The 19,687-nt window shown below is 67.1% G+C and carries 13 protein-coding genes; 7 read left to right on the top strand and 6 right to left on the bottom strand.

Annotated features, from left to right (window positions below; all coding sequences use genetic code 11):
- Positions 1 to 47: 47 nt before the first annotated feature.
- Complete coding sequence (locus tag GV027_RS02585; RefSeq protein ID WP_031441127.1) at positions 48 to 863, bottom strand: transglutaminase-like domain-containing protein; 816 nt, start codon at positions 861 to 863, stop codon at positions 48 to 50.
- Between the two features lie 13 nt (positions 864 to 876).
- A complete protein-coding gene (locus tag GV027_RS02590) occupies positions 877 to 1,803 on the bottom strand; it encodes a transglutaminase family protein (RefSeq protein ID WP_056675681.1) in 927 nt (308 codons plus the stop codon).
- Positions 1,804 to 1,819: 16 nt separating this feature from the next.
- On the opposite strand from GV027_RS02590, the gene GV027_RS02595 reads away from it, so the two are divergent.
- The 7 genes from GV027_RS02595 to GV027_RS02625 all read left to right on the top strand — a co-directional run bounded on the left by GV027_RS02595 (position 1,820) and on the right by GV027_RS02625 (position 11,345).
- Positions 1,820 to 2,617 (top strand): N-formylglutamate amidohydrolase, encoded by a 798-nt coding sequence (locus GV027_RS02595; protein WP_159510885.1) that lies wholly within the window; start codon positions 1,820 to 1,822, stop codon positions 2,615 to 2,617.
- A gap of 124 nt (positions 2,618 to 2,741) precedes the next feature.
- Complete coding sequence (locus GV027_RS02600) at positions 2,742 to 5,657, top strand: PAS domain-containing protein (protein WP_159510886.1); 2,916 nt, start codon at positions 2,742 to 2,744, stop codon at positions 5,655 to 5,657.
- 121 nt (positions 5,658 to 5,778) lie between these two features.
- A complete protein-coding gene (locus GV027_RS02605) occupies positions 5,779 to 6,747 on the top strand; it encodes a cytochrome c oxidase subunit II (protein ID WP_159512690.1) in 969 nt (322 codons plus the stop codon).
- Complete coding sequence (gene ctaD / locus GV027_RS02610) at positions 6,744 to 9,290, top strand: cytochrome c oxidase subunit I (RefSeq protein WP_159510887.1); 2,547 nt, start codon at positions 6,744 to 6,746, stop codon at positions 9,288 to 9,290. Before GV027_RS02605 ends, ctaD begins: the two co-directional genes overlap by 4 nt.
- On the top strand, positions 9,287 to 9,688 hold the full coding sequence (locus GV027_RS02615; protein ID WP_159510888.1) for a hypothetical protein: 402 nt from the start codon (positions 9,287 to 9,289) through the stop codon (positions 9,686 to 9,688). The genes ctaD and GV027_RS02615 overlap by 4 nt, the downstream gene beginning before the upstream one ends.
- Complete coding sequence (locus GV027_RS02620; RefSeq protein ID WP_159510889.1) at positions 9,685 to 10,305, top strand: cytochrome c oxidase assembly protein; 621 nt, start codon at positions 9,685 to 9,687, stop codon at positions 10,303 to 10,305. The genes GV027_RS02615 and GV027_RS02620 overlap by 4 nt, the downstream gene beginning before the upstream one ends.
- On the top strand, positions 10,302 to 11,345 hold the full coding sequence (locus tag GV027_RS02625; RefSeq protein ID WP_159510890.1) for a c-type cytochrome: 1,044 nt from the start codon (positions 10,302 to 10,304) through the stop codon (positions 11,343 to 11,345). Before GV027_RS02620 ends, GV027_RS02625 begins: the two co-directional genes overlap by 4 nt.
- 34 nt (positions 11,346 to 11,379) lie before the next feature.
- Here the strand turns inward: GV027_RS02625 and treY are convergent, their stop codons facing one another.
- The 4 genes from treY to glgX are packed head-to-tail and all read right to left on the bottom strand — an operon-like array spanning position 11,380 to position 19,581.
- A complete protein-coding gene (treY, locus tag GV027_RS02630) occupies positions 11,380 to 13,797 on the bottom strand; it encodes a malto-oligosyltrehalose synthase (RefSeq protein WP_159510891.1) in 2,418 nt (805 codons plus the stop codon).
- Positions 13,794 to 15,776 carry a 4-alpha-glucanotransferase gene (gene malQ / locus GV027_RS02635; protein WP_159510892.1) on the bottom strand — a complete coding sequence of 661 codons (1,983 nt, stop codon included), beginning with the start codon at positions 15,774 to 15,776 and terminating at the stop codon, positions 13,794 to 13,796. Before malQ ends, treY begins: the two co-directional genes overlap by 4 nt.
- Positions 15,773 to 17,482: a malto-oligosyltrehalose trehalohydrolase gene (gene treZ / locus GV027_RS02640; RefSeq protein ID WP_159510893.1), complete on the bottom strand. Its 1,710-nt coding sequence runs from the start codon at positions 17,480 to 17,482 to the stop codon at positions 15,773 to 15,775. The genes malQ and treZ overlap by 4 nt, the downstream gene beginning before the upstream one ends.
- Entirely contained in the window at positions 17,479 to 19,581 is a 2,103-nt protein-coding gene (glgX, locus tag GV027_RS02645) for a glycogen debranching protein GlgX (RefSeq protein WP_159510894.1), read from the bottom strand. Before glgX ends, treZ begins: the two co-directional genes overlap by 4 nt.
- Positions 19,582 to 19,687 lie beyond the last annotated feature (106 nt).

A 19,687-nucleotide genomic window follows, 5' to 3' on the forward strand; every position in this document is an offset into this window, starting at 1 on the left:
CACGAACGCCGGCGGGGTGACAAGCGTAAACCGACGCTGCGGCGGGCTCAAGCCGCCGCGTCGACGCTGTCGGTATGGACGTCGAAGCCCACGAGCCGCGCTGGCCCGAACGTCGTCGTGAGCGCGGCATCGGTCGCATCGCGGCCGCGCGCCATCAGGATCCGGCCGATCCGCGGCTGGTTGTGTCGCGCGTCGAACGTATGCCAGCGCCCGCCGAGATAGACGTCGAACCAGGCCGAGAAATCCATCGGTGCGTCGACCGGGGGAATGCCGATATCGCCGAGATAGCCGGTGCAATAGCGCGCCGGAATGTTCATGCAGCGGCACAGCGTGATCGCCAGATGCGCGAAGTCGCGGCACACGCCCTGCTGTTCCTGATGCGCATCCCAGGCGGTCTTGGTCGCCCGCGCATGATGATAGCCGAACTCGATATGGTCGTGCGTGAACTGCACGATCGCCTGCACGCGCGCCCAGCCTGAGGGCACATGCCCGAACAGCGACCAGGCAGTTTCGGACAGCCGGTCCGTCTCGCAATAGCGGCTGCCCAGCAGGAAGACGAGGATCTCGTCCGGCAGATCCTCGACGGCATGCTGAACGGCATCGGGATCGACTGGGTCGGGCTGCCCGTCATCCTCGATCGTGAAGTCGCACGACAGCGTCAGGCCGCCGGCGGGGACGGTCATGCGCGTGCAGACATTCCCGAACGCGTCGAGATAATCGTAGATCGGGACGTCGGGGCTCGCGACGATCCGGTGCGGGGTGACCAGATCGCGGTTGCGCGACGGATGAAGGCTCAGCATCGCCATCAGCGGCGTCGGAACATCGGCTTCGAAGCGAATATCATAGCCGGCGCGGATCAGCATGCGGTCGTCTTTCTCATGCCCGGACCGGCTGTGGCGCGAGCGGGGTTGTGGCTGTAGGGGCGGCGCTCGGCTCGTCGACCGCGATGTCGACCGAGACAGTCATGTCGAGGAAGCTGCCGGGGAACCCCGCCCAGCTTCCCGAGATCGGGACTGCCTGGTAGATGTCGCGGGCGATCGCGACGCGGATCAGGCCGCGACTGCCGATGATGCCGTTGGTCGGATCGAACTCGACCCAACCCGATCCCGGCAGATAGATGCGGACCCAGGCATGTGTATTGCCGCCTCCCGTCCGCTGCTCGCGGCTCGACGGATTATAGACATAGCCCGACACGAACCGCGCCGCGAAGCCGAGCGCGCGCGCCGCTTCGATCATCAGCATCGCATAATCGCGGCAGGTACCCTTGCGGCGGGCAAGCGTCTCGATCGGCGACTGCGTCCCCTTTTCGGGGCGCGGCACATAGGTGAAGTCGCGCCGGATCGCCGCGGTCATGTCGGACAGCATCGCCAGCGTATCGGTCCGCCCCGAGGGATCGAGGAACCGCCGCGCCCATCGATCGATCTCGCGGTGCGGATCGTGATGCTGGCGCTCGATCGACCGCAACAGGTCGGGCATGTCCTCGGACGAATAGGTGAACGGATAGGAGCGTGCGTATTGCTCGATATCGACCGTCGCGAGTTCGGCGGGGCTGTGATCAAGCCGAACCCGGCTGTCGAACACGAGTTCGCGCGCACGGCGATCGAAGGTCGCGATCGCCACCGAGTTGCCGAACACGTCGTGCAGCCAGCGCACCTCCGACGGTTCGGGGGTTATGGTCAGCTCGGCCGAAATCAGCTGCTGATCGTGGCTTTCGCGCGGACGGACCATGATACGGTGCTCGCCAAATGCTACCGGTTGTCGGTAAGTGTATCTCGTCACGTGAGAAAGTGTGAGAAATGGCATTCAGGATCCGTATCGCATGACCAATCGGACCGAGGGACCGCTGATCGCGGCAGGAGACAGGCCTCCAACCGTCATCGTCAACCCGAAAGGCGCATCATCGTTCCTCCTGATCGGCGATCATGCTGGAAATTCAGTGCCCGTGTCGCTCGGGTCGCTCGGTCTCGACGATGCCGAGCTGGGGCGGCACATCGGCTGGGACATCGGCGTCGGCGAGGTCGGGCGCCTGCTCGCAAACCGGCTCGACGCAGTCTTCATCCATCAGACCTATTCTCGGCTGGTCGTCGACTGCAACCGGAGTGAGACGCAGCCCGATGCGATCGCCGAGACCAGCGACGGCACGCCGATCCCCGGCAATCGCGACCTGAGCGAGGCGGATCGCGCCGCGCGATATGCGGTGATCCATGCGCCCTATCATGCGGCTATCGCGGCGGAGATCGCACGCCGGGATGCCGCCGGACAACCAACGATCCTGGTTGCGCTGCACAGCTTCACTCCGGCGATGCGCGGCGCGGACGGGGCGGGATTGCGGCCCTGGCATATCGGCATCCTGCACGATGGCGGCGACACGCGCTTCGCCCTCGCGATGCTCGAGGTACTGGCGGATGAGCCCGACCTCGTGGTGGGCGACAACGAGCCCTATCGGATGGATCTGATCGATTATACGATCCCGCGGCACGCCTATCCGGCACGGCGTCTCTATGCGGAGATCGAGATCCGGCAGGACCTGATCGGCGCACCCGACGGCTGTGCCGCCTGGGCCGAACGGGTCGCGTCCGCCCTGACATCCGCCAGCGCGCGCGTCCGTTCCGCATGACACCAAACTTCCCGGGGATCGACCACAGCCTGTCTCGCGTTTGACGATCCGGGTCCGGTGACCCCGGCCGCATGGCCGGTCGTGTGCCGGACCCGAGTTGGTGTTCCTGCGAGTAGAAAATTCGATGCCCTCGAGTCCGAACAATGTCCCCGGGAACGACCGTCAGCGCGTATCGGGACATCCCGGCGAAGGCGACTATCGCGAAGTGTTTACCGCGATCGATATCGGCTTCGGGCTGGTCGATCTGATCTTCGACGGTGATCGCGTGGTCGATTGTCGGTTCCTCGAGGCGAACGCGCAATTTCTCCGGCAGACGGGCTTGCGCGACCCGGTCGGGCAGACCTGGCACGCGCTGCAACCCGCACTGGATGGCGACTGGATCGGGACGTTCGGCGAGATCGCCCGGACCGGGCACGCAACCCGGTTCGAGACGCGCGTGGCGCAGGGCGATCGGCGCTATGATGCACAGGTCGCGCGGATCGGCGAGCCGGGCTCGGTCAGGATTGCCGTGCTGCTCAGCGACGTGACCGAGCGGCGCAGGACCGAGACGCTCGCCCGCGAAGCCGAGGAACGGTTGCAGCTGGCGCTTTCGGCCGGGGGCGGGATCGGTACCTGGGACTGGGACATCGCCCGGGATCGCGTCACCGCCGATGCACGTTTCGCCTTGCTGTACGGGGTGGATCCGGCAGCCGCGGCGGCGGGCGCACCGATCACGACGTTCTTTCAAGGTATTCATCCGGACGACCGCGCGCGCACCGAGCAGGCCATCGAGGCGGCCGTCCGATCGGGCGGACCCTTCGAAGCCGAATATCGCCTGCTCGAGCGTGACGGGACGATCCGCTGGGTGATCGCGCAGGGCCGCTGCGAGCGCGCGGCCGACGGGACTGCGCTACGTTTTCCCGGGGTCAGCTTTGAAATCACCGCCCGCAAGCTCGCCGACGTGCGGCAGACCGCGTTGCTGGCACTCGGCGACGCGATACGCGATCTGACAGACCCGGCGGCGATCGCCTATGCAGCGGCCGAAATTCTCGGCCACGCCCTGCAGGTCAGTCGGGTCGGCTACGGCGTGATCGATACCCTTGCGGAGACGATCACCGTCGAGCGGGACTGGAATGCGCCGGGGACTCGCACCCTGGCGGGCATGCTGCAGTTCCGCGACTATGGGTCCTATATCGAGGATCTGCAGGCAGGGCGCACGGTCGTGATTGCCGATGTCGAGCGCGACCCGCGAACCGCTGCGGGTGCTGCCGGCCTGAAAGCGATCAGCGCGTGGTCGTTCGTCAACATGCCGTTGCTCGAACAGGATGCCTTCGTCGCGCTGCTCTATGCCAATCACGATCAGCCGCGAGTCTGGGCGGACGAGGAACTCCAGCTTATGCGCGAGGTCGCGGACCGGGTTCGTGCGGCGACCGAGCGGCTGCGTGCGGAAGCAGCACTCCGCGAGAGTGAAGAGCAGTTCCGCGTCTTCGCGCAAGCGGTGCCCAGCCTGATCTGGGCGGCGCGTCCCGATGGCGAGATCTACTGGGTCAACCAGCAGGTCTATGATTATGCCGGTATTTCGCCCGGCGCTCTAACTGGATCCGGCACCTGGCTGTCACTGGTTCACGCCGACGACCGCGAGGCCACGGCGACGACGTGGCAGGCCGCACGCGATACGGGCACTACCTATGCCGCCGAGTTCCGGTTGCGTAGTGCTGATGGTGGCTACCGATGGTTTCTTGTTCGCGCCGAACCGGTACGGACCAGCGGCGGCCAGATCACGCGCTGGGTCGGCACCAATACGGACATCGACGATGGCCGCCGGCATGCCGCCGAACTGCTCGCCTGGACCGAAACGCTCGAGGATCAGGTCGCCGCGCGCACCCGCGAGTTGATGGATGTCGAGGCCGCGCTGCGCCAGAGCCAGAAGATGGAAGCCGTGGGCCAGCTGACCGGCGGGCTGGCACACGACTTCAACAATCTTCTGACGGGGATCATGGGCAGCCTCGAACTGCTCGGCATCCGCATCGCGCAGGGACGGCTGGGCGATGTCGAGCGCTATTCGCTCGCTGCCCAGGGTGCCGCCAAACGTGCCGCCGCGCTGACGCACCGCCTGCTGGCCTTTTCGCGGCGGCAGACGCTCGACCCCCGGCCGACCGACGTCAACCGGTTGATCGGCGGACTGGAGGAGCTCGTGCGCCGGACAGTCGGGCCCGACGTCGCCGTCGAGGTGGTCGCCTCCGCCGGGCTGTGGTCGACGCTCGTCGATCCCAACCAGCTCGAAAACGCGATCCTCAACCTGTGCATCAACGCGCGCGATGCGATGCCCACGGGCGGACGGCTGACGATCGAGACGGCCAATCGCTGGATCGACGCGCGGATGGGTCGCGACCGCGATCTCGATCCCGGTCAATATGTCTCGCTCTGCGTGTCCGACAACGGCACCGGCATGCCGCCCGAGGTCGTCGCTAAGGCCTTTGATCCGTTCTTCACGACCAAGCCCCTGGGTCTGGGCACCGGACTTGGCCTGTCGATGATCTACGGCTTTGCGCGCCAGTCGGGCGGACAGGTCCGGATCTATTCGGAGGTCGGCGAAGGCAGCAATATCTGCATCTATCTGCCGCGGCATTTTGGTCCGTCGGACGAGGACGAACCGCAGCCCGACTTTGCCGAGGCCCCGCGCGCGGTCCGTGGCGAGACGGTGCTGATCGTCGACGACGAGCCCACCGTTCGCATGCTGGTCGTCGAGGTGCTCGAGGAACTGGGCTATGCCGCGATCGAGGCTGCGGACGGGCCTGCCGGCCTGAAGATCCTCCAGTCCGACACGCGCATCGACCTGCTGGTCACGGATGTCGGATTGCCGGGCGGGATGAACGGGCGGCAGATGGCGGATGCCGCGCGCGTGGGCCGTCCGGACGTCAAGATCCTCTTCATCACCGGCTATGCCGAGAATGCCGTGGTCGGCAATGGCCATCTCGATCCGGGCATGCACGTGATGACGAAACCCTTCGCGATCGACGCGCTGGCCGGTCGTATCCGCGATCTCATCCGCCAGCCCTAGTCCACATGCCAGCCACCCCTGCCCGGGTTGTGCCAGTCCATGACGGAAAGTTCATTTAAGGGGTTTAACGCCGTTTCGGCCACAGCTAGAGGATCTGCTCAAAGGGGAAGCTAAGGCGATGATGCGGAAGGCAAGTTTACTTTCCGTCTGGGCGTGCCTGCCGGCGCTTGGCGCCTGCAACCGGCACCAGTCGACGCTGGCTCCGTTCGGCGAACAGGCCGATCAGGTGCTGTCGATCACCATCGTGCTGGTCGTCGGCGCGGTCGTCCTGGCGCTTGGCCTTGCGCTGCTGATGCGGCACGCGATCCGCGCGCCCGAGGGGCGGTTGACCCACAAGGGCGGGATGAAGATGGTCCTGTGGCTCGGCGGGATCGGCCCGTCGATCCTGTTGCTCGCGCTGCTGCTCTACGCGTTGCCCGCAATGCGCCCCCGACCGGTCGCCGATGCCGACCTGCGGATCGGCGTCGATGGCGAGCAGTTCTGGTGGCGCGTACGTTACGCCCCGCCCGGCGGCGCGGTCGTCGAGGCAGCGAACGAACTCCGCCTCCCCGTCGGCCGCACCGTCGAGCTGTCGCTGCGCAGCCCCGACGTGATCCACAGCTTCTGGGTGCCAGGGCTTGCGGGCAAGATGGACATGATCCCCGGCCGCACCAATCGCCTCGTCGTCCGCGCGACCAAGGCCGGAACATATCGCGGCGTCTGCGCCGAATTCTGCGGGCTGGGACATGCGCTGATGGCATTCGACGTCGTCGCGATGGAGCCTGCCGCGTTCGAGCGCTGGCTCACCGCGCAGGCGCGTCCCGCGACGGTCACCGCATCGCCCGGCGCGAGGTTGTTCGCCAGCTATGGCTGCAGCGGCTGCCACAGCGTGCGCGGGGTGGGCCCGGCGGCAAAGATCGGCCCCGACCTGACGCATTTCGGATCACGTCCGACGCTTGCTGCGGGGATTTTGCCGATGACCCACGCCAATATCGCGCGGTTCGTGCGTGAGCCCGGCAAGACCAAGCCCGGCGTCCGAATGCCCGCCTTCCCGCAGATGTCGGCCGCCGAAGCCGACCAGATCGCCAGCTATCTTCAGGGGCTGAAATGACGACCGACAGTCCGGCCTATGTCGCCCCCGACCAGAACGATCCCGCCGTCCGCAAGGGCCAGGAGGATCGCCTGCGCGAGGTCTGGAAACCGCCGAGCGGCTGGTTCTTCCGCTGGACCGACGTCAACAACAACCGGATCGGCGTCTGGTACACGCTGACCGCGTTCGGCTTCATGCTGTTCGCGGGCGTGCTCGCGCTGATCATGCGAACGCAGCTGGCGGTGCCGAACAACGATCTCGTCACTGCGAACACGTTCAACCAGCTGTTCACGCTGCACGGCTCGATGATGATGTTCCTGTTCGCGGTGCCGATGTTCGAGGCGGTCTCGATCATTCTGCTGCCACAGCTGCTCGGCGCGCGTGATCTTCCGTTTCCGCGACTGTCGGGCTTTGGCTATTGGAGCTTCCTGATCGGCGGCGTGTTCGTCTCCGGATCAATCTTCTTCGACGCCGCCCCCGATGGCGGCTGGTTCATGTATCCGCCGCTGACGACGCGGACCGATCTGAGTGGGCTCGGCGCGGACATCTGGATGCTCGGCCTCAGCTTCATCGAGGTGTCGTCGGTCGCGGCAGCCGTCGAACTGATCGTCGGCGTGCTCAAATGCCGCCCGCCCGGCATGCGGCTCAATCTCATGCCGCTCTACGCCTGGTACATCCTGGTCGTCGCGGTGATGATCCTGTTCGCCTTCCCGCCGCTGATCGCAGGCGACGTGCTGTTCGAGATGGAGCGCCTACTCAACTGGCCGTTCTTCAACGCGGAAAAGGGTGGCGATCCGCTGCTGTGGCAGCACCTGTTCTGGATCTTCGGCCACCCCGAAGTCTATATCGTCTTCCTGCCCTCGATCGCGCTGTTCGCGATGCTCATCCCGACCTTTGCGCAGCGACACCTGCTCGGCTATCCTTGGATCGTACTGGCCGCGGTCGGCACCGCGTTCCTCAGCTTCGGGCTGTGGGTCCACCACATGTTCACGACCGGGCTGCCCAAGATCAGCCTCGCCTTCTTCGCGGCAGCGTCCGAGGCGGTTGCGATCCCGACCGGTGTCCAGATCTTCGTGTTCATCGCGACCCTCTGGGCGGGCAACGTCAAGAAGTCGACGCCCTTGCTCTATGCATCGGGCAGCCTCGCGGTGTTCGTGATCGGCGGTCTGACCGGCGTGATGGTCGCGGTCGCGCCGTTCGACTGGCAGGCGCACGACACCTATTTCATCGTCGCGCATCTCCATTACGTGCTGATCGGCGGGACGCTGCTGCCGCTGTTCGCCGGGCTCTATTATTACTGGCCGCTGGTTACCGGCAAGAAGCTGTCGGATCGGCTGGGGCGGATCGCGTTCTGGATCATGTTCGTCGGCATGAACCTGACCTTCTTCCCGATGCATCTGTCCGGCCTGCTCGGCATGCCGCGCCGCGTCTTTACCTACCCCGAGGAACTCGGCATCGGCGGGCTCAACCTTGCCTCGACCGCCGGCTCCTACATGTTCGCGCTCGGCGTGCTGATCGTGTGCATCGACCTCGCGCTGTCGCCGCGCCGCCCGAAGGCGCCGCGCAATCCGTGGAACGCAGGGACGCTCGAATGGCTGGCGCTGCCCGATGACGAGGACTGGGGCATCCGCTCGGTCCCGCTGATCGAGAGCCGCTATCCGATCTGGGACCAGAAGAACTTCGTCCAGAAGGTCGACGAGGGCCGCTTCTTCCTGCCCGACGCGGAGGAGATGCGGCGCGAGTCGATCATCACCACCGTGCTCGATGCGCGCCCGTTGCAGGTCATCCGCCTTGGCACGCCCAGCGTGAAGCCGATGATGACCGCGGTCGCACTGGCAGGCGTCTTCATCCTGACGACCTACCACCTCTATCTCCTGTCCGCGCTCAGTGGCGTGGCGACGCTCGCCTGCGTGCTGTGGTGGCTGTGGACCGGCACCGCCGAGATCCCCGAAAAGCCGACCAAGCATATCGGCCACGGGATCGAGGTACCGCTCTATACCTCGGGGCCATCGGCGCCGGGCTGGTGGGCGATGTTCATCACGATGATGGCGGATGCGACCGCGTTTTCGGGGCTCGTCTTCGGCTATTTCTTCTTCTGGACGATCCATAGCAATTTCCCGCCCACCGGCGCGGGGCTGGACGGACCGGGCGTATTCTGGCCGATGGTCGCGCTCGCGCTGACTTTGACCGGCTGGGCGGCGACCGTCGGCGCCCGCGAGGTGCACCGTCGCGGCAACGTCGCCGCGGGCCGTCTGCTGCTGGTCCTCGGCATCGTCGCAACGCTGTCGAGCCTGTTCGCCGGGCTCGCCGGGCCATGGTATTCGGGGATGGACCCCGAACTGCACGTCTATCCGGCGATCGTGTGGACGCTCGCGATCTGGACGGCGGTGCATGCCGCGATCGGCGTGATCATGCAGGCCTATACGCTCGCGCGCAGCCTCGCGGGCAAGATGACGCCGGTCTATGACGCCGACCTGCGCAACATCACCGTCTACCACCATTTCCTCGCACTGACGGGCATCGTGACGTTCTGCACGATCGGCCTGTTCCCGGGGGTCGCATGACAACGCCGAAAGCCAACCGGAAGCACTGGGCGCGCGACCTGAAGGTCACGTTGTGGACGCTGATCGTCCCGCCGACGATCTGGGCCGTGCATTTCCTGTTCTGCTATCTGTGGGTCGCGGTGACGTGCGCCAAGTCGCCCACTCCGGCTACGGCGCTGACGGGCTTTCCGCTGGCGACCCTGATCGCGACGATCGTTGCACTGCTCGGTATTCTCGCCGCGGGCTATATCGCGCGCGTCCAGTCACAGACGCCGGGCGATGCCCCGCCGCATGACGAGGGGACCGCGATCGACCGGCTGCGCTTCCTCGCGCTGTCGACCCGGCTGCTCGCAGGGCTGAGCTTCGTCGCGGTGATCTTCACCGCGCTGCCCGTGATCGTCTTCGGCGATTGCCGATGAGGCGCGCGAGCCTCGCGCTCGGCGTCGCGCTGGTGCCGATCGGCTGGGCGTTCGCCGCCGCGCCGCTCGGCATGGTCGGCCACATGACCGGCCACATGATCGCCGTCGCGGTTGCTGCGCCGTTCCTCGCCTATGGTATCGCGGGCAGCCGGTTCGATCCCGCCGAGCGCTGGCCGACGATCGTTGCCCCGCTCGCCATGTCGCTGGTCGAGCTGGTCGTCGTGTGGCTCTGGCACCTCCCCGCGCTCCGGCTGCGCGTCGACATGCAGCCGGTTGCGCTGCTGCTCGAACAGGCGAGCTTCCTCGCCGCCGGTCTGCTGTTGTGGAGTGCGGTGCTCGGCACGCGCACCGGCGGCGCGACCGACCGGCGCGTATCGGGCGTCGCCGCGATGCTACTGACCTCGATGCACATGACCCTTCTTGGCGCACTCGTCGGCCTCGCCCCGCGGCCGCTCTATACGATGATGGCGATGCACCCGGCCGCGCACGGCCTCGACGCGCTCGAGGATCAGCAGCTCGGCGGCGTCGTCATGCTGATGGTCGGCGCGGCAAGCTATTTCCTCGGCGGGCTCGCGATGCTCGGCGGGGTATTGAAGACACGGAGCGCGACGGCATGACGATCCGCATTACCTGGGCGCGCGCGATCGCCGCGATCGTCGTGCTGGCGCTTGCCGGGCTGTTGTTCGCCTGGTCGGGCGTGTTCAACATCGCCGCCTCGTCGGGTCATTGGAAGATAACCGACTGGTTCCTTCACTGGACGATGCGCAATTCGGTGCGCACGCACGCCGCCTTTACCGCGCCCGACGATCCCAAGGCGAATGAAGGCCTCGTCAGCGCCGCGGGCCTGTTCCGGGCAAGCTGCGCCTCGTGCCATGGCGCGCCCGGCGTGCGTCCGCTGCCGGTGATGCAGGCGGCGACGCCCCCTGCCCCCGACCTCGCCGTCAACGCGCGCGAATGGACCGACAAGCAGATCTTCTGGATCCTCAAGCACGGCGTCAAATACACCGGCATGCCCGGCTGGGCGGCCAAGGATCGCGACGATGAGGTCCGCCGCATGGTCGCCTTCGTCCGCCTGTTGCCGGAGATGTCGCCCGCGACCTACCGCGCACTGACCGAAGTCCCCGGCAGCGGCACCGCCGGTCCTGACGCAGCACGCATCGCCGTCTGCGCCGGCTGTCATGGTACGGACGGCCGCGGCCGTGGCCAGCCCGACATGCCCGTGCTCGGCGGTCAGAGCCCCGCCTATCTGCGTGCCGCGCTCCAGGCCTATGCGACGGGCAAGCGCCAGAGCGCGGTCATGGCCAACGCCGCCGCGACACTGACGCCCGGAGAGATGACGCGGCTTGCGCGGCATTTCGCCGCCATGCCGGGTCTTGGCACGACCACAGCCTCGGGCAGCGTGAATGCCGCGCGGATCGTCCGCGAGGGCCTGCCTGCCAAGCAGCTTCCCGCCTGCGCGAGCTGCCACGCGCCGGGCAAGCCCTATCCGGTGCTTGCCGGGCAGAAAGCCAGCTACATCGCACAGCGCCTGCGCAACTGGCGGGGCGACGAGACGGTGGTCGACGCGCGCAAGTCGCAGGCGACGATGCCGGTCATCGCGCGTCGCATCCCCGAGGACATGATCGACCCGATAGCCGCGTATCTCGCCGGCAAATAAGCTGCGTCCCGCCGTACGCGGGACGCAGCCCGGGTCAATCGCTCACCGCGACGAAGACCGGTCCGTCCACGAAAAGATCGGCTGCGCGCTCGCCGGTCGCGAGCCGCGTTTCACCCCACCATGCCGCAGGAACCGCCGCCCCCGACTGATCGAGCAATTCCGTCGCGCAGCGTAGCGCGACCGCAACCCGCAACGTCTGCCCATTCGCGCGGCGCTCGAAGGCGAGGACATGCGCGGCGCGCGATCCGGTCACGTCGAGAGGGGCGTAGTCACCCTGGGCGAAGATCTGGGGTGCGTCCGCACGGGTCGCGAGCAGTCGGGCAAGCAGCGCGAGCTTTGCAGGCGCATCGTGCTCGAGGAGACGCGCGCGGCGGGCATAATCCACCGGCCGGCGGTTATCCGGATCGACCAGGCTGAGATCCGCCAACTCGGTGCCCTGATACAGATCGGGAACCCCCGGCACGGTGTACCGCAGCGCCGTCTGAACGAGCGCATTCGCCTGCGCCGCCGCCGCGGTCGCTTCGATCAGCTCGTGCAGCTCGCGCAGAAACTGCGCGGAACGGTCCGGGTCGAGCAAGGCGCGTGCAAGTGAGTGACAGCGGTCCTCATAGGCCTCGTCCGGCGCCTCCCAGGACGACCGCAGCTTGGCCTCGCGCAACGACTTTTCCTGCCACCCGACGATGCGCTCGGCAAAAGCGGCAAGCCCTGCGCGGTCATCGATCTGGAGCCCCTCGGGCCACGCGCCGAACAGCGTCTGCAGCAGCATATAGGCATCGCCTGCATCCACCGCGTCTTCGATAGCGGCCGCCGCGGCGACCAAGCTCGTCACGGTCTCACGCCAGCGCACCGGGATCTCGCTTAATACGGCAAGCCGGGCACGCACGTCCTCGCCACGCTTGTGATCATGCGTCGCCGAGGCCAGCATCGCACGCGGCCAACAGGCGGCACGCTCCGCCATCGCGGCATGAAATGCCTCGATGGGCAGCGCGAAGGCCGCGGGGTCGAACCCGACGTCGTTGCGCGACAGCAACCGGCCATAGCGGTAGAAGGCGGTGTCCTCGACGGCCTTCGCCACGATCGGTGCCGAGAGTTGCTGGAACCGCCGCACCGCCGCCGCGGCGAGGTCCGGGTCGCCCGGACCTTCGCCAGCGAGCCAGTCGAGGATCAGGTCGACGACCGGTCCTTCCCCGGGTGCCAGATGCTTCGCGACCCGCTTGCGCACGGTCGCCCGGATCGCGGCATCGGCGGCGGGTGCCGCGATGCCGGTGCCATAGGTGCGATAGACCGGGAAGACCCAGAGCATGCGCTCGACCGCCCGCCGGATCATCCCCGCCGTTACCCCGTCGCCCGTTGGCGTTGACCGCGCCAGCGCGACGAACGCCGCGACGCATCGGCCAAGCTGCCCCTCGAATTGCCAGGACAGCATGTCCTGACGCGCGCGTAGATCCTCGGGCGCGAACGCGGCCGACCGCCCGCTGATATCCGCCCAGAGCTCGGCGAGCGGTGCGGCGCCGTCCTCGTCATGCAACAGCGCGGTAACCTGCGCCATGAAGTCATAGCCACTGGTACCGTCGATCCCCCAGTCGGTGGCGAGCGGTTCGCCCTCCGCGAGGATCTTCTCGACGACGATATAGGCCGGATCCGCGCCAGCCGGCGTGATCGCGTCGAAGTGCGCGCGCAGCGTTCGGCAATAGCCGGCGGGGTCGGTCAGTCCGTCGACATGATCGACCCGGACACCGTCGATCAGCCCCTCGGCATAGAGGTCGAGATACAGGCGATGGCTCGCCTCGAAAACCACGGGGTCCTCCGCGCGCAGTCCGGCGAGATCGTTGATCGTGAAAAACCGCCGCCAGTTGAGATCGTCGTTCGCGGTGCGCCACGATGCCAGCCGGTAATGCTGCCGATCGAGCAACGCGGTCAGGTCGCCGCTCGTGGCGGTCGCGTGATCCTCGGGACGAAGCGGCAGACGGTGCTCGCCATAGGCGACGAGCATCGGCACATCATCGACCGGTTCAACGCTGAGCGCGCCCTGTGCGATCGCCACCGACACCGGATCGCCCAGGATCGGGAGCAGGACGGGTTCGCGCCAGTCGATATCGAAGAACTGCGAATAATGGCTGGACGCACCGTTAGCCAGGACGTCGTTCCACCAGCCATTCTCGCCGCCCGCCACACCCATGTGATTGGGAACGATGTCGACGATCATGCCCATCCCGTGCGCCTTCAACCGGTCGACGAGCCGGCGAAACCCCGCCTCGCCTCCCAATTCGGGATTGATCCGGGTCGGATCGACACCGTCATAGCCGTGCGTCGAGCCTGACCGTGCCGTCGCGATCGGCGAGGCGTAGAGATGGCTGATCCCGAGCGCGGCGAGATAAGGCACCTGCGCCTCGGCGTCGGCGAAGGTGAAGCCCTTGTGGAACTGCATCCGATAAGTTGCGCGCGGCGTCATGACGCGCGCGCCGTTTCGATCAGGGCGATTCGTGCGGCAATCTCGGGGCGCGCGAGCAGCGCGTCGGTGGTGTCTGGCATGCGTCTCCGCCAATTGGGGTGTTCATCGGTCGTGCCGGGAAGATTGGGCTGCTCGACGAGCCCAACGAGATCCTCGAGCGGGAAGATCGCCAGCCCGCATGGCGTCCGTGCGACATGCGCCAGCGCGGCGTCGACGACCGGCGCGGTGTCGCTCGGGTCGGGCTGTGGCCCCGGCGCACCGAGCGCGGTCCACAAACGGGACCGATCCGCGGCGCGCGCATCGTGGTCGGCCGCCTCGTCGGCGGCCTCGCTGGTCCGGCCAAGGGCCCAATTCCAGGCAATATCGCGCCCCTGCCACCAGCCCGCAATCGTCGCGAGATCATGCGTCCCACTCATCGCGACCGCATCGACCGACCAAGACTCGGGGGGAATGAAATCACTGTCGCCGTCGCGCTCGAACCAGAGCACGCGCATCCCCAGCATCGCCCGTGCGTCCATCGCCTCGCGAAACCCGTCGGGCACGGTCCCCAGATCCTCGCCGATGACGATCGCGCGCGCGCGGTGCGATTCGATCGCGATGATCCGCATCATGTCGGCAAACGGCATGTCGAGATACGCCCCATCCGCCGCCGACGCGCCGTCCGGCACCACCCATAGCCGCCGCAAGCCAAAGGCGTGATCGATGCGAAGCCCGCCGGCATGCGCCAAGCCCGCGCGGATCGTCGCGATGAACGGGGCGAAGCCATTTGCCACAAGCGCCCGTGGGTCGAAGCCGGTGATGCCCCAGGCCTGCCCGTCGGGCCCCAGCGGGTCGGGTGGCGCACCGATCGACAGCCCGTTCAGCAAATCACCCCGCCGCCGCCACGCATGACTGCCGCCCGGATCCATGCCGACCGCGAGATCCGCGACCAGACCGACCGCCATGCCGCCATCGCGCGCCGTGCGCTGCGCCCGTTCGAGCCCGGCATCCGCCAGCCACTGAAGGAACACGTAGAAGTCGCACGTATCGCGCTGTTCGGTCATGAACGCGGCGACCGCGGCGCCATCGGGATGCTGATAGGCGGCAGGCCAGTCCTGCCATCCCCGGGCGCCCGACTGCGCAAGAAAATGTGCGTGAAGCGCATCGAACGCGGCGTGGAAACGCAGGTCACTGCCGCCCCTTGCGCCGAACGCCTCGACCTTGGCCCGTACGGTGTCCGGCAACGTGTCGAACTGTCGACGCAGCGCGGCGAGGCGATCTGGGATCGCGCCCGCCCAGTCGATCAGCGCGGGCGGCGACCCTGCGTCCGCTGGCGCATCGCCGGCTATCATGGACGGATCGGCGAGCATGACGTTGAGGAACTGGCGGCTCGACGGGGCATAGGGGCTGAAGCGGGTCGCATCCGCCGGGAACAGCGCATGTGTCGGGCTGATCGCCACCGCATCGGCACCGCGCGTCGCGAAAGCGCGCACCGTGTCCGCAAGCGTGCCGAAGTCGCCGGACTCGGTGCTCCGGCCGCCGCGTAGGGCGGGGATCTGCACCGCCGGGCCCCAGAGCCGCCCACCTGCCTCGACTTCCGCGATCGTGACGCAGCGCGGTGGCGCAATCGCGAGCCGGATGTCCCGGCCGCCAACCTTGAGCGTGTGGTATCCTGGCTCCGTGATGCCCGGCAGTTGCCCGTCGACGATCGTCACGGCACGCGACGACCCGTCCTCCAAAGCCAAGACCGCAGGTCCGTCGCCCGACCCGATCGACACCGGCGCACCGATATCCGCCGAAACGAATGACGGAGGTTCGGCACGCTCCGTGCGCGCAGTGGTCAGGCTCGTGCGTATCGCCGCGTCGCTGTCGGCGGGAAGTCCGAGCGCGTTCAGGATCGCTTGCAACGCCTCGTCGGTCACGGTCTGTGCACGCCCGCCAGCGTCCTGCCACCGGGGCTGCAGGCCAGCAGCGGCGGCGAGGTCGTGGAGCGGGCTCATGCCGCCAGCCACACGGCGACGCTAGCCCGCTGCCCCGCATCGCCCTGCGCGAACAGCATCTCGCCGGAGGCCTCCGGAAACGCAACCGGATCCTCGCCGATATTGAGCGCGATCGTGAGCACCGCGCCGTCGCCCAGCGTCCAGCGCGCGACGACCGCCGCCGGCCCGATCGCCTCGGCGCCCATCGCGCGCGTGCCGGACAGGCGCGGTATGATCGCGCGCTGCCGGACTGCGATCAGCGTGCGATAGAGATCGCGCCACGCATGGGCCTCGGGACCGGGTGCAGCAACCGACGCCTCGAAGGTCGCGCGGGCATTCGGATCGGGGATCGCCGCGCGGGCGGATTCGTCGGCGAACGCGGCAAACTTCGCGAATTCCCGGCGCCGCCCATCGCGCACCGCATCGGCCAGCTCGTCATGGAAGTCGGTGAAGAACAGGAACGGCGTCTCGCTCCCCGTCTCGTCGCCCATGAACAGCAGCGGGATCTGCGGGCAGAGCAGCAGCAATGCGGTCGCAGCACGCAGCCGCGCGTGATCAGTGAGCAACGTCAGCCGCTCGCCAAGCGCCCGGTTGCCGATCTGGTCGTGGTTCTGCAGAAACGACACGAATGCGGTCGGTGAGAGGTGCGCGCTCGACGTGCCGCGTGGCTTGCCGTCATGATTGGCCGACCCCTCCCCCTGATAAATGAACCCTTCGCCCAGGCACCGCGCGAGACGCTCTGCCGGCCGGTCGGCGAAGTCGGCGTAATAGGCGCTGGTCTCGCCCGTCAGCAGCACGTGAAGGACATTGTGGAAGTCGTCGTTCCACTGCGCGTCATAGCCGCCCGGCCGCAGCCGATCGGCGTCGTTGCGCTCGTTTTCGAGGACGAGGTGGACCGGCCGGTCGGTCACCGTCGCGCGGATCTCCGCCGCCATCGCATCGAGAAACCGGTCATTGTCGATCGCGTGGACGGCATCGAACCGAAGACCGTCGATCCGGTAGTCGGTCAGCCACATCAGGGCGTTGTCGATGAAGTAGCGCGCAACAGGCTCGACGTCGACCGCCACCGCCCCGCCCCAAGGCGTATCGACGTCCTTGTGAAAGAACGATTCGGCATAGGCGCCGAGATAATTCCCGTCGGGTCCGAAGTGATTATAGACGACATCGAGCAACACGGCGACGCCCAGCGCGTGTGCGGCGTCGACCATCGCCCGCAGATCGTCGGGCGTGCCGTAGCTCTCGGCGACGGCATAGGGCAGGACGCCGTCATAGCCCCAGTTGCGCGTGCCGCCGAACGCCGCGACCGGCATCAGCTCGATCGCGGTCACGCCGAGCGCGGCGATCTCGGGCAGGCGTGCGGTGATCCCGGCGAAACCACCCATGGTGCCGGCATGGACCTCCATGATCACCAGCTCCTCCCAGCGCCGCCCGCGCCAGTCGGTCGATTGCCAGCGATACGCATCGGGATCGACGGTGACGCTCCAGCCATGCACACCCCCCGACTGCTGGCGCGACGCGGGGTCGGGAACGACCAGGTCTTCGCCGATCCGGAAGCGATAGCGTACCCCTGCCCCGACATCGGCGGTCGCGGTGAACCATCCGTCGGTCTGTCCGCCCATCGACGTCGGCGCAGCCCCGTCGATCTCCAGCGTCACCCGGTCGGCATCGGGCGCCCAGAGCCGAAACGTCGTGCCGTCGTTCGCCGGCGTCGGGCCCCACGCGCTCATGCCGGATCCATCGTCCAGGACAGCAGCGCCGCACCCTGTGGTGCGAGGTCATAGCTGTCGGTGATCGGCATCGGCGGCTGCTCGGGCTTTGCGCTGTCGATCAGGACCATACGCTCTACCTCTGAGGGCGGTGGCATGGTGAAGGTCAGCGGCCCCTCCGACGCGTTCAGCAGCAACGACACGACCTGGATCCTGCCATCCTCGCACAGCGCCGCACGACGCATCGTCAGCGCACGGCCATTGGTGTTTTCCCAGTCCTCGGGCGACAGCTGGACGCCGCGCTCGTCCCACCATTCGATGTCCTTCAGACCCTCCGCCGGAGTGTCGTCACCGTAGAGGAAATTGCCCGCGCGCAGCATCGGATAGTCGCGTCGCAGCGCGGCCAGCCGCGCGGTGAAGTCGATCAATGCTTCGCCCTCGGGGGTCTTCGCCTGCGTCCAGTCGAGCCAGCTGATCTCGTTATCCTGGCAATAGGCGTTGTTGTTGCCGCCCTGCGTCCGCCCGAACTCGTCGCCCGCCACGAGCATCGGCGTGCCGAGCGAGGCGAACAGCGTCGTCAGCATCGACCGCGCGACCCGCTTGCGAGTCTCTGTGATCGCGGGATCGTCGGTCGGCCCCTCGACACCCCAGTTGCGTGAGCAGTTGTTCGAATGGCCGTCGCGATTGTCCTCGCCATTCGCCTCGTTGTGCCGTTCTTCATAGGCCGTCGTGTCGGCCAGCGTGTAGCCGTCATGCGCGCCGAGCAGATTGACGCTGGCCCAGGGGCGCCGGGCACGGCGATCGAACAGATCCGCCGACCCGGTCAGCCGCGCCGCCAGATCCGCGCGCTGCGCATGGTCACCGCGCCAGAACTTGCGGACGGTATCGCGGTACTTGTCGTTCCATTCGGCAAAGCCCGGGGGGAAATTGCCGAGCTGATACCCGCCCGGGCCGATATCCCAGGGCTCGGTGATCAGCTTCAGCCGGCCGAGCACCGGATCCTGCCGCAGCACGTCGAAGAAGCCGGCGCCCGGATCGAAGCCGGTATCCGTCCGCCCCAGCGTCAGCCCGAGGTCGAAACGGAACCCGTCGATCCCGAAGCTCGTCGCCCAGTAGCGCAGCGAATCCGCCACCATCTGGATCACCCGCGCCTTGGTCAGGTTCAGCGTGTTCCCGGTCCCCGTGTCGTTGATCGAGAAGCGTGGCTGATCCTTGACCAGCCGGTAATAGCTCGCATTGTCGAGCCCGCGCCACGACAGCGTCGGCCCCTGCTCGGACCCCTCGCACGTGTGATTGTAGACGACGTCGAGGATCACCTCGATCCCCGCCGCATGGAGACGGCGGATCGACCGGCGCAGTTCGTTGTGACTGTCGGTCGCGAAGAAGGAGCGTTCGGGCGTAAAGAAGTTGAGGGTGTTGTACCCCCAGTAATTCCGGAGCCCCTTCTCCTGCAGGAACCGATCCTGCGTATAGCTCTGGATCGGCAGCAGCTCGAGCGCGGTCACGCCGAGCCGCTTCAGATGATCGATGACCTTGGGATTGCCGAGCGCGGCGAAGGTCCCGCGTTCGGAGGGCTGCACCTCGTCGAACAACTTGGTCAGGCCCTTGACGTGCGCCTCGTAGATCACCGTCTCGGACCAGGGCGTGTTCGGGCGGACGTCGCGCGACCAGTCGAAATGGCTGTCGGTCACGACACCCTTGGGCATGGTCAACGCATTGTCGCGCCGATCGAAGCTCAGATCCTCGCGCGCCGACTTGACCTGATAGCCATACATCGCGTCGGTCCAGCGCAACTCGCCCGTCATCGCCTTGGCATAGGGATCGAGCAGCAGCTTGTTAGGATTGAACCGGTGGCCCTCTTCGGGTGCATACCGGCCATAGGCGCGATAGCCATAGGACAGCCCCGGCTGCGCATCGGGGAGATAGCCGTGCCACACCTCGTCGGTCCATTCGGGCAGGACGTAGCGCTTCAGTTCACGGCGGCCGCTGTCGTCATAGACGCAAAGCTCGATCTTCTCGGCATTGGCCGAATAGACCGCGAAATTGACCCCGAGCCCGTCGAACGTGGCGCCGAGCGGATAGGCCGAACCGGCCTCGAGCGTATCAGGCAGAAGATGCAAAGCGAGCCCCCAGATTGACGCCAACCTCCACCATTCTAGCAGCGCGGCGGCGTGTCAGGGCGAAAACCCGCCTGCTCTCGGCAATGTTCCCGGTTCGGTTTCTTTT

It is taken from the genome of Sphingomonas sp. T1 (assembly GCF_902506585.1).
In the GTDB taxonomy this organism is placed as follows: Bacteria; Pseudomonadota; Alphaproteobacteria; order Sphingomonadales; family Sphingomonadaceae; genus Sphingomonas; species Sphingomonas aerolata.

Coding starts and splice junctions, on each gene's coding strand:
- malQ (WP_159510892.1), bottom strand. CDS start 15,776: ATGAGCCCGCTCCACGACCTCGCCGCCGCTGCTGGCCTGCAGCCCCGG.
- ctaD (WP_159510887.1), top strand. CDS start 6,744: ATGACGACCGACAGTCCGGCCTATGTCGCCCCCGACCAGAACGATCCC.
- GV027_RS02600 (WP_159510886.1), top strand. CDS start 2,742: ATGCCCTCGAGTCCGAACAATGTCCCCGGGAACGACCGTCAGCGCGTA.
- GV027_RS02620 (WP_159510889.1), top strand. CDS start 9,685: ATGAGGCGCGCGAGCCTCGCGCTCGGCGTCGCGCTGGTGCCGATCGGC.
- GV027_RS02585 (WP_031441127.1), bottom strand. CDS start 863: ATGCTGATCCGCGCCGGCTATGATATTCGCTTCGAAGCCGATGTTCCG.
- GV027_RS02625 (WP_159510890.1), top strand. CDS start 10,302: ATGACGATCCGCATTACCTGGGCGCGCGCGATCGCCGCGATCGTCGTG.
- GV027_RS02615 (WP_159510888.1), top strand. CDS start 9,287: ATGACAACGCCGAAAGCCAACCGGAAGCACTGGGCGCGCGACCTGAAG.
- GV027_RS02605 (WP_159512690.1), top strand. CDS start 5,779: ATGCGGAAGGCAAGTTTACTTTCCGTCTGGGCGTGCCTGCCGGCGCTT.
- treZ (WP_159510893.1), bottom strand. CDS start 17,482: ATGAGCGCGTGGGGCCCGACGCCGGCGAACGACGGCACGACGTTTCGG.
- GV027_RS02595 (WP_159510885.1), top strand. CDS start 1,820: ATGACCAATCGGACCGAGGGACCGCTGATCGCGGCAGGAGACAGGCCT.
- treY (WP_159510891.1), bottom strand. CDS start 13,797: ATGACGCCGCGCGCAACTTATCGGATGCAGTTCCACAAGGGCTTCACC.
- GV027_RS02590 (WP_056675681.1), bottom strand. CDS start 1,803: ATGCCATTTCTCACACTTTCTCACGTGACGAGATACACTTACCGACAA.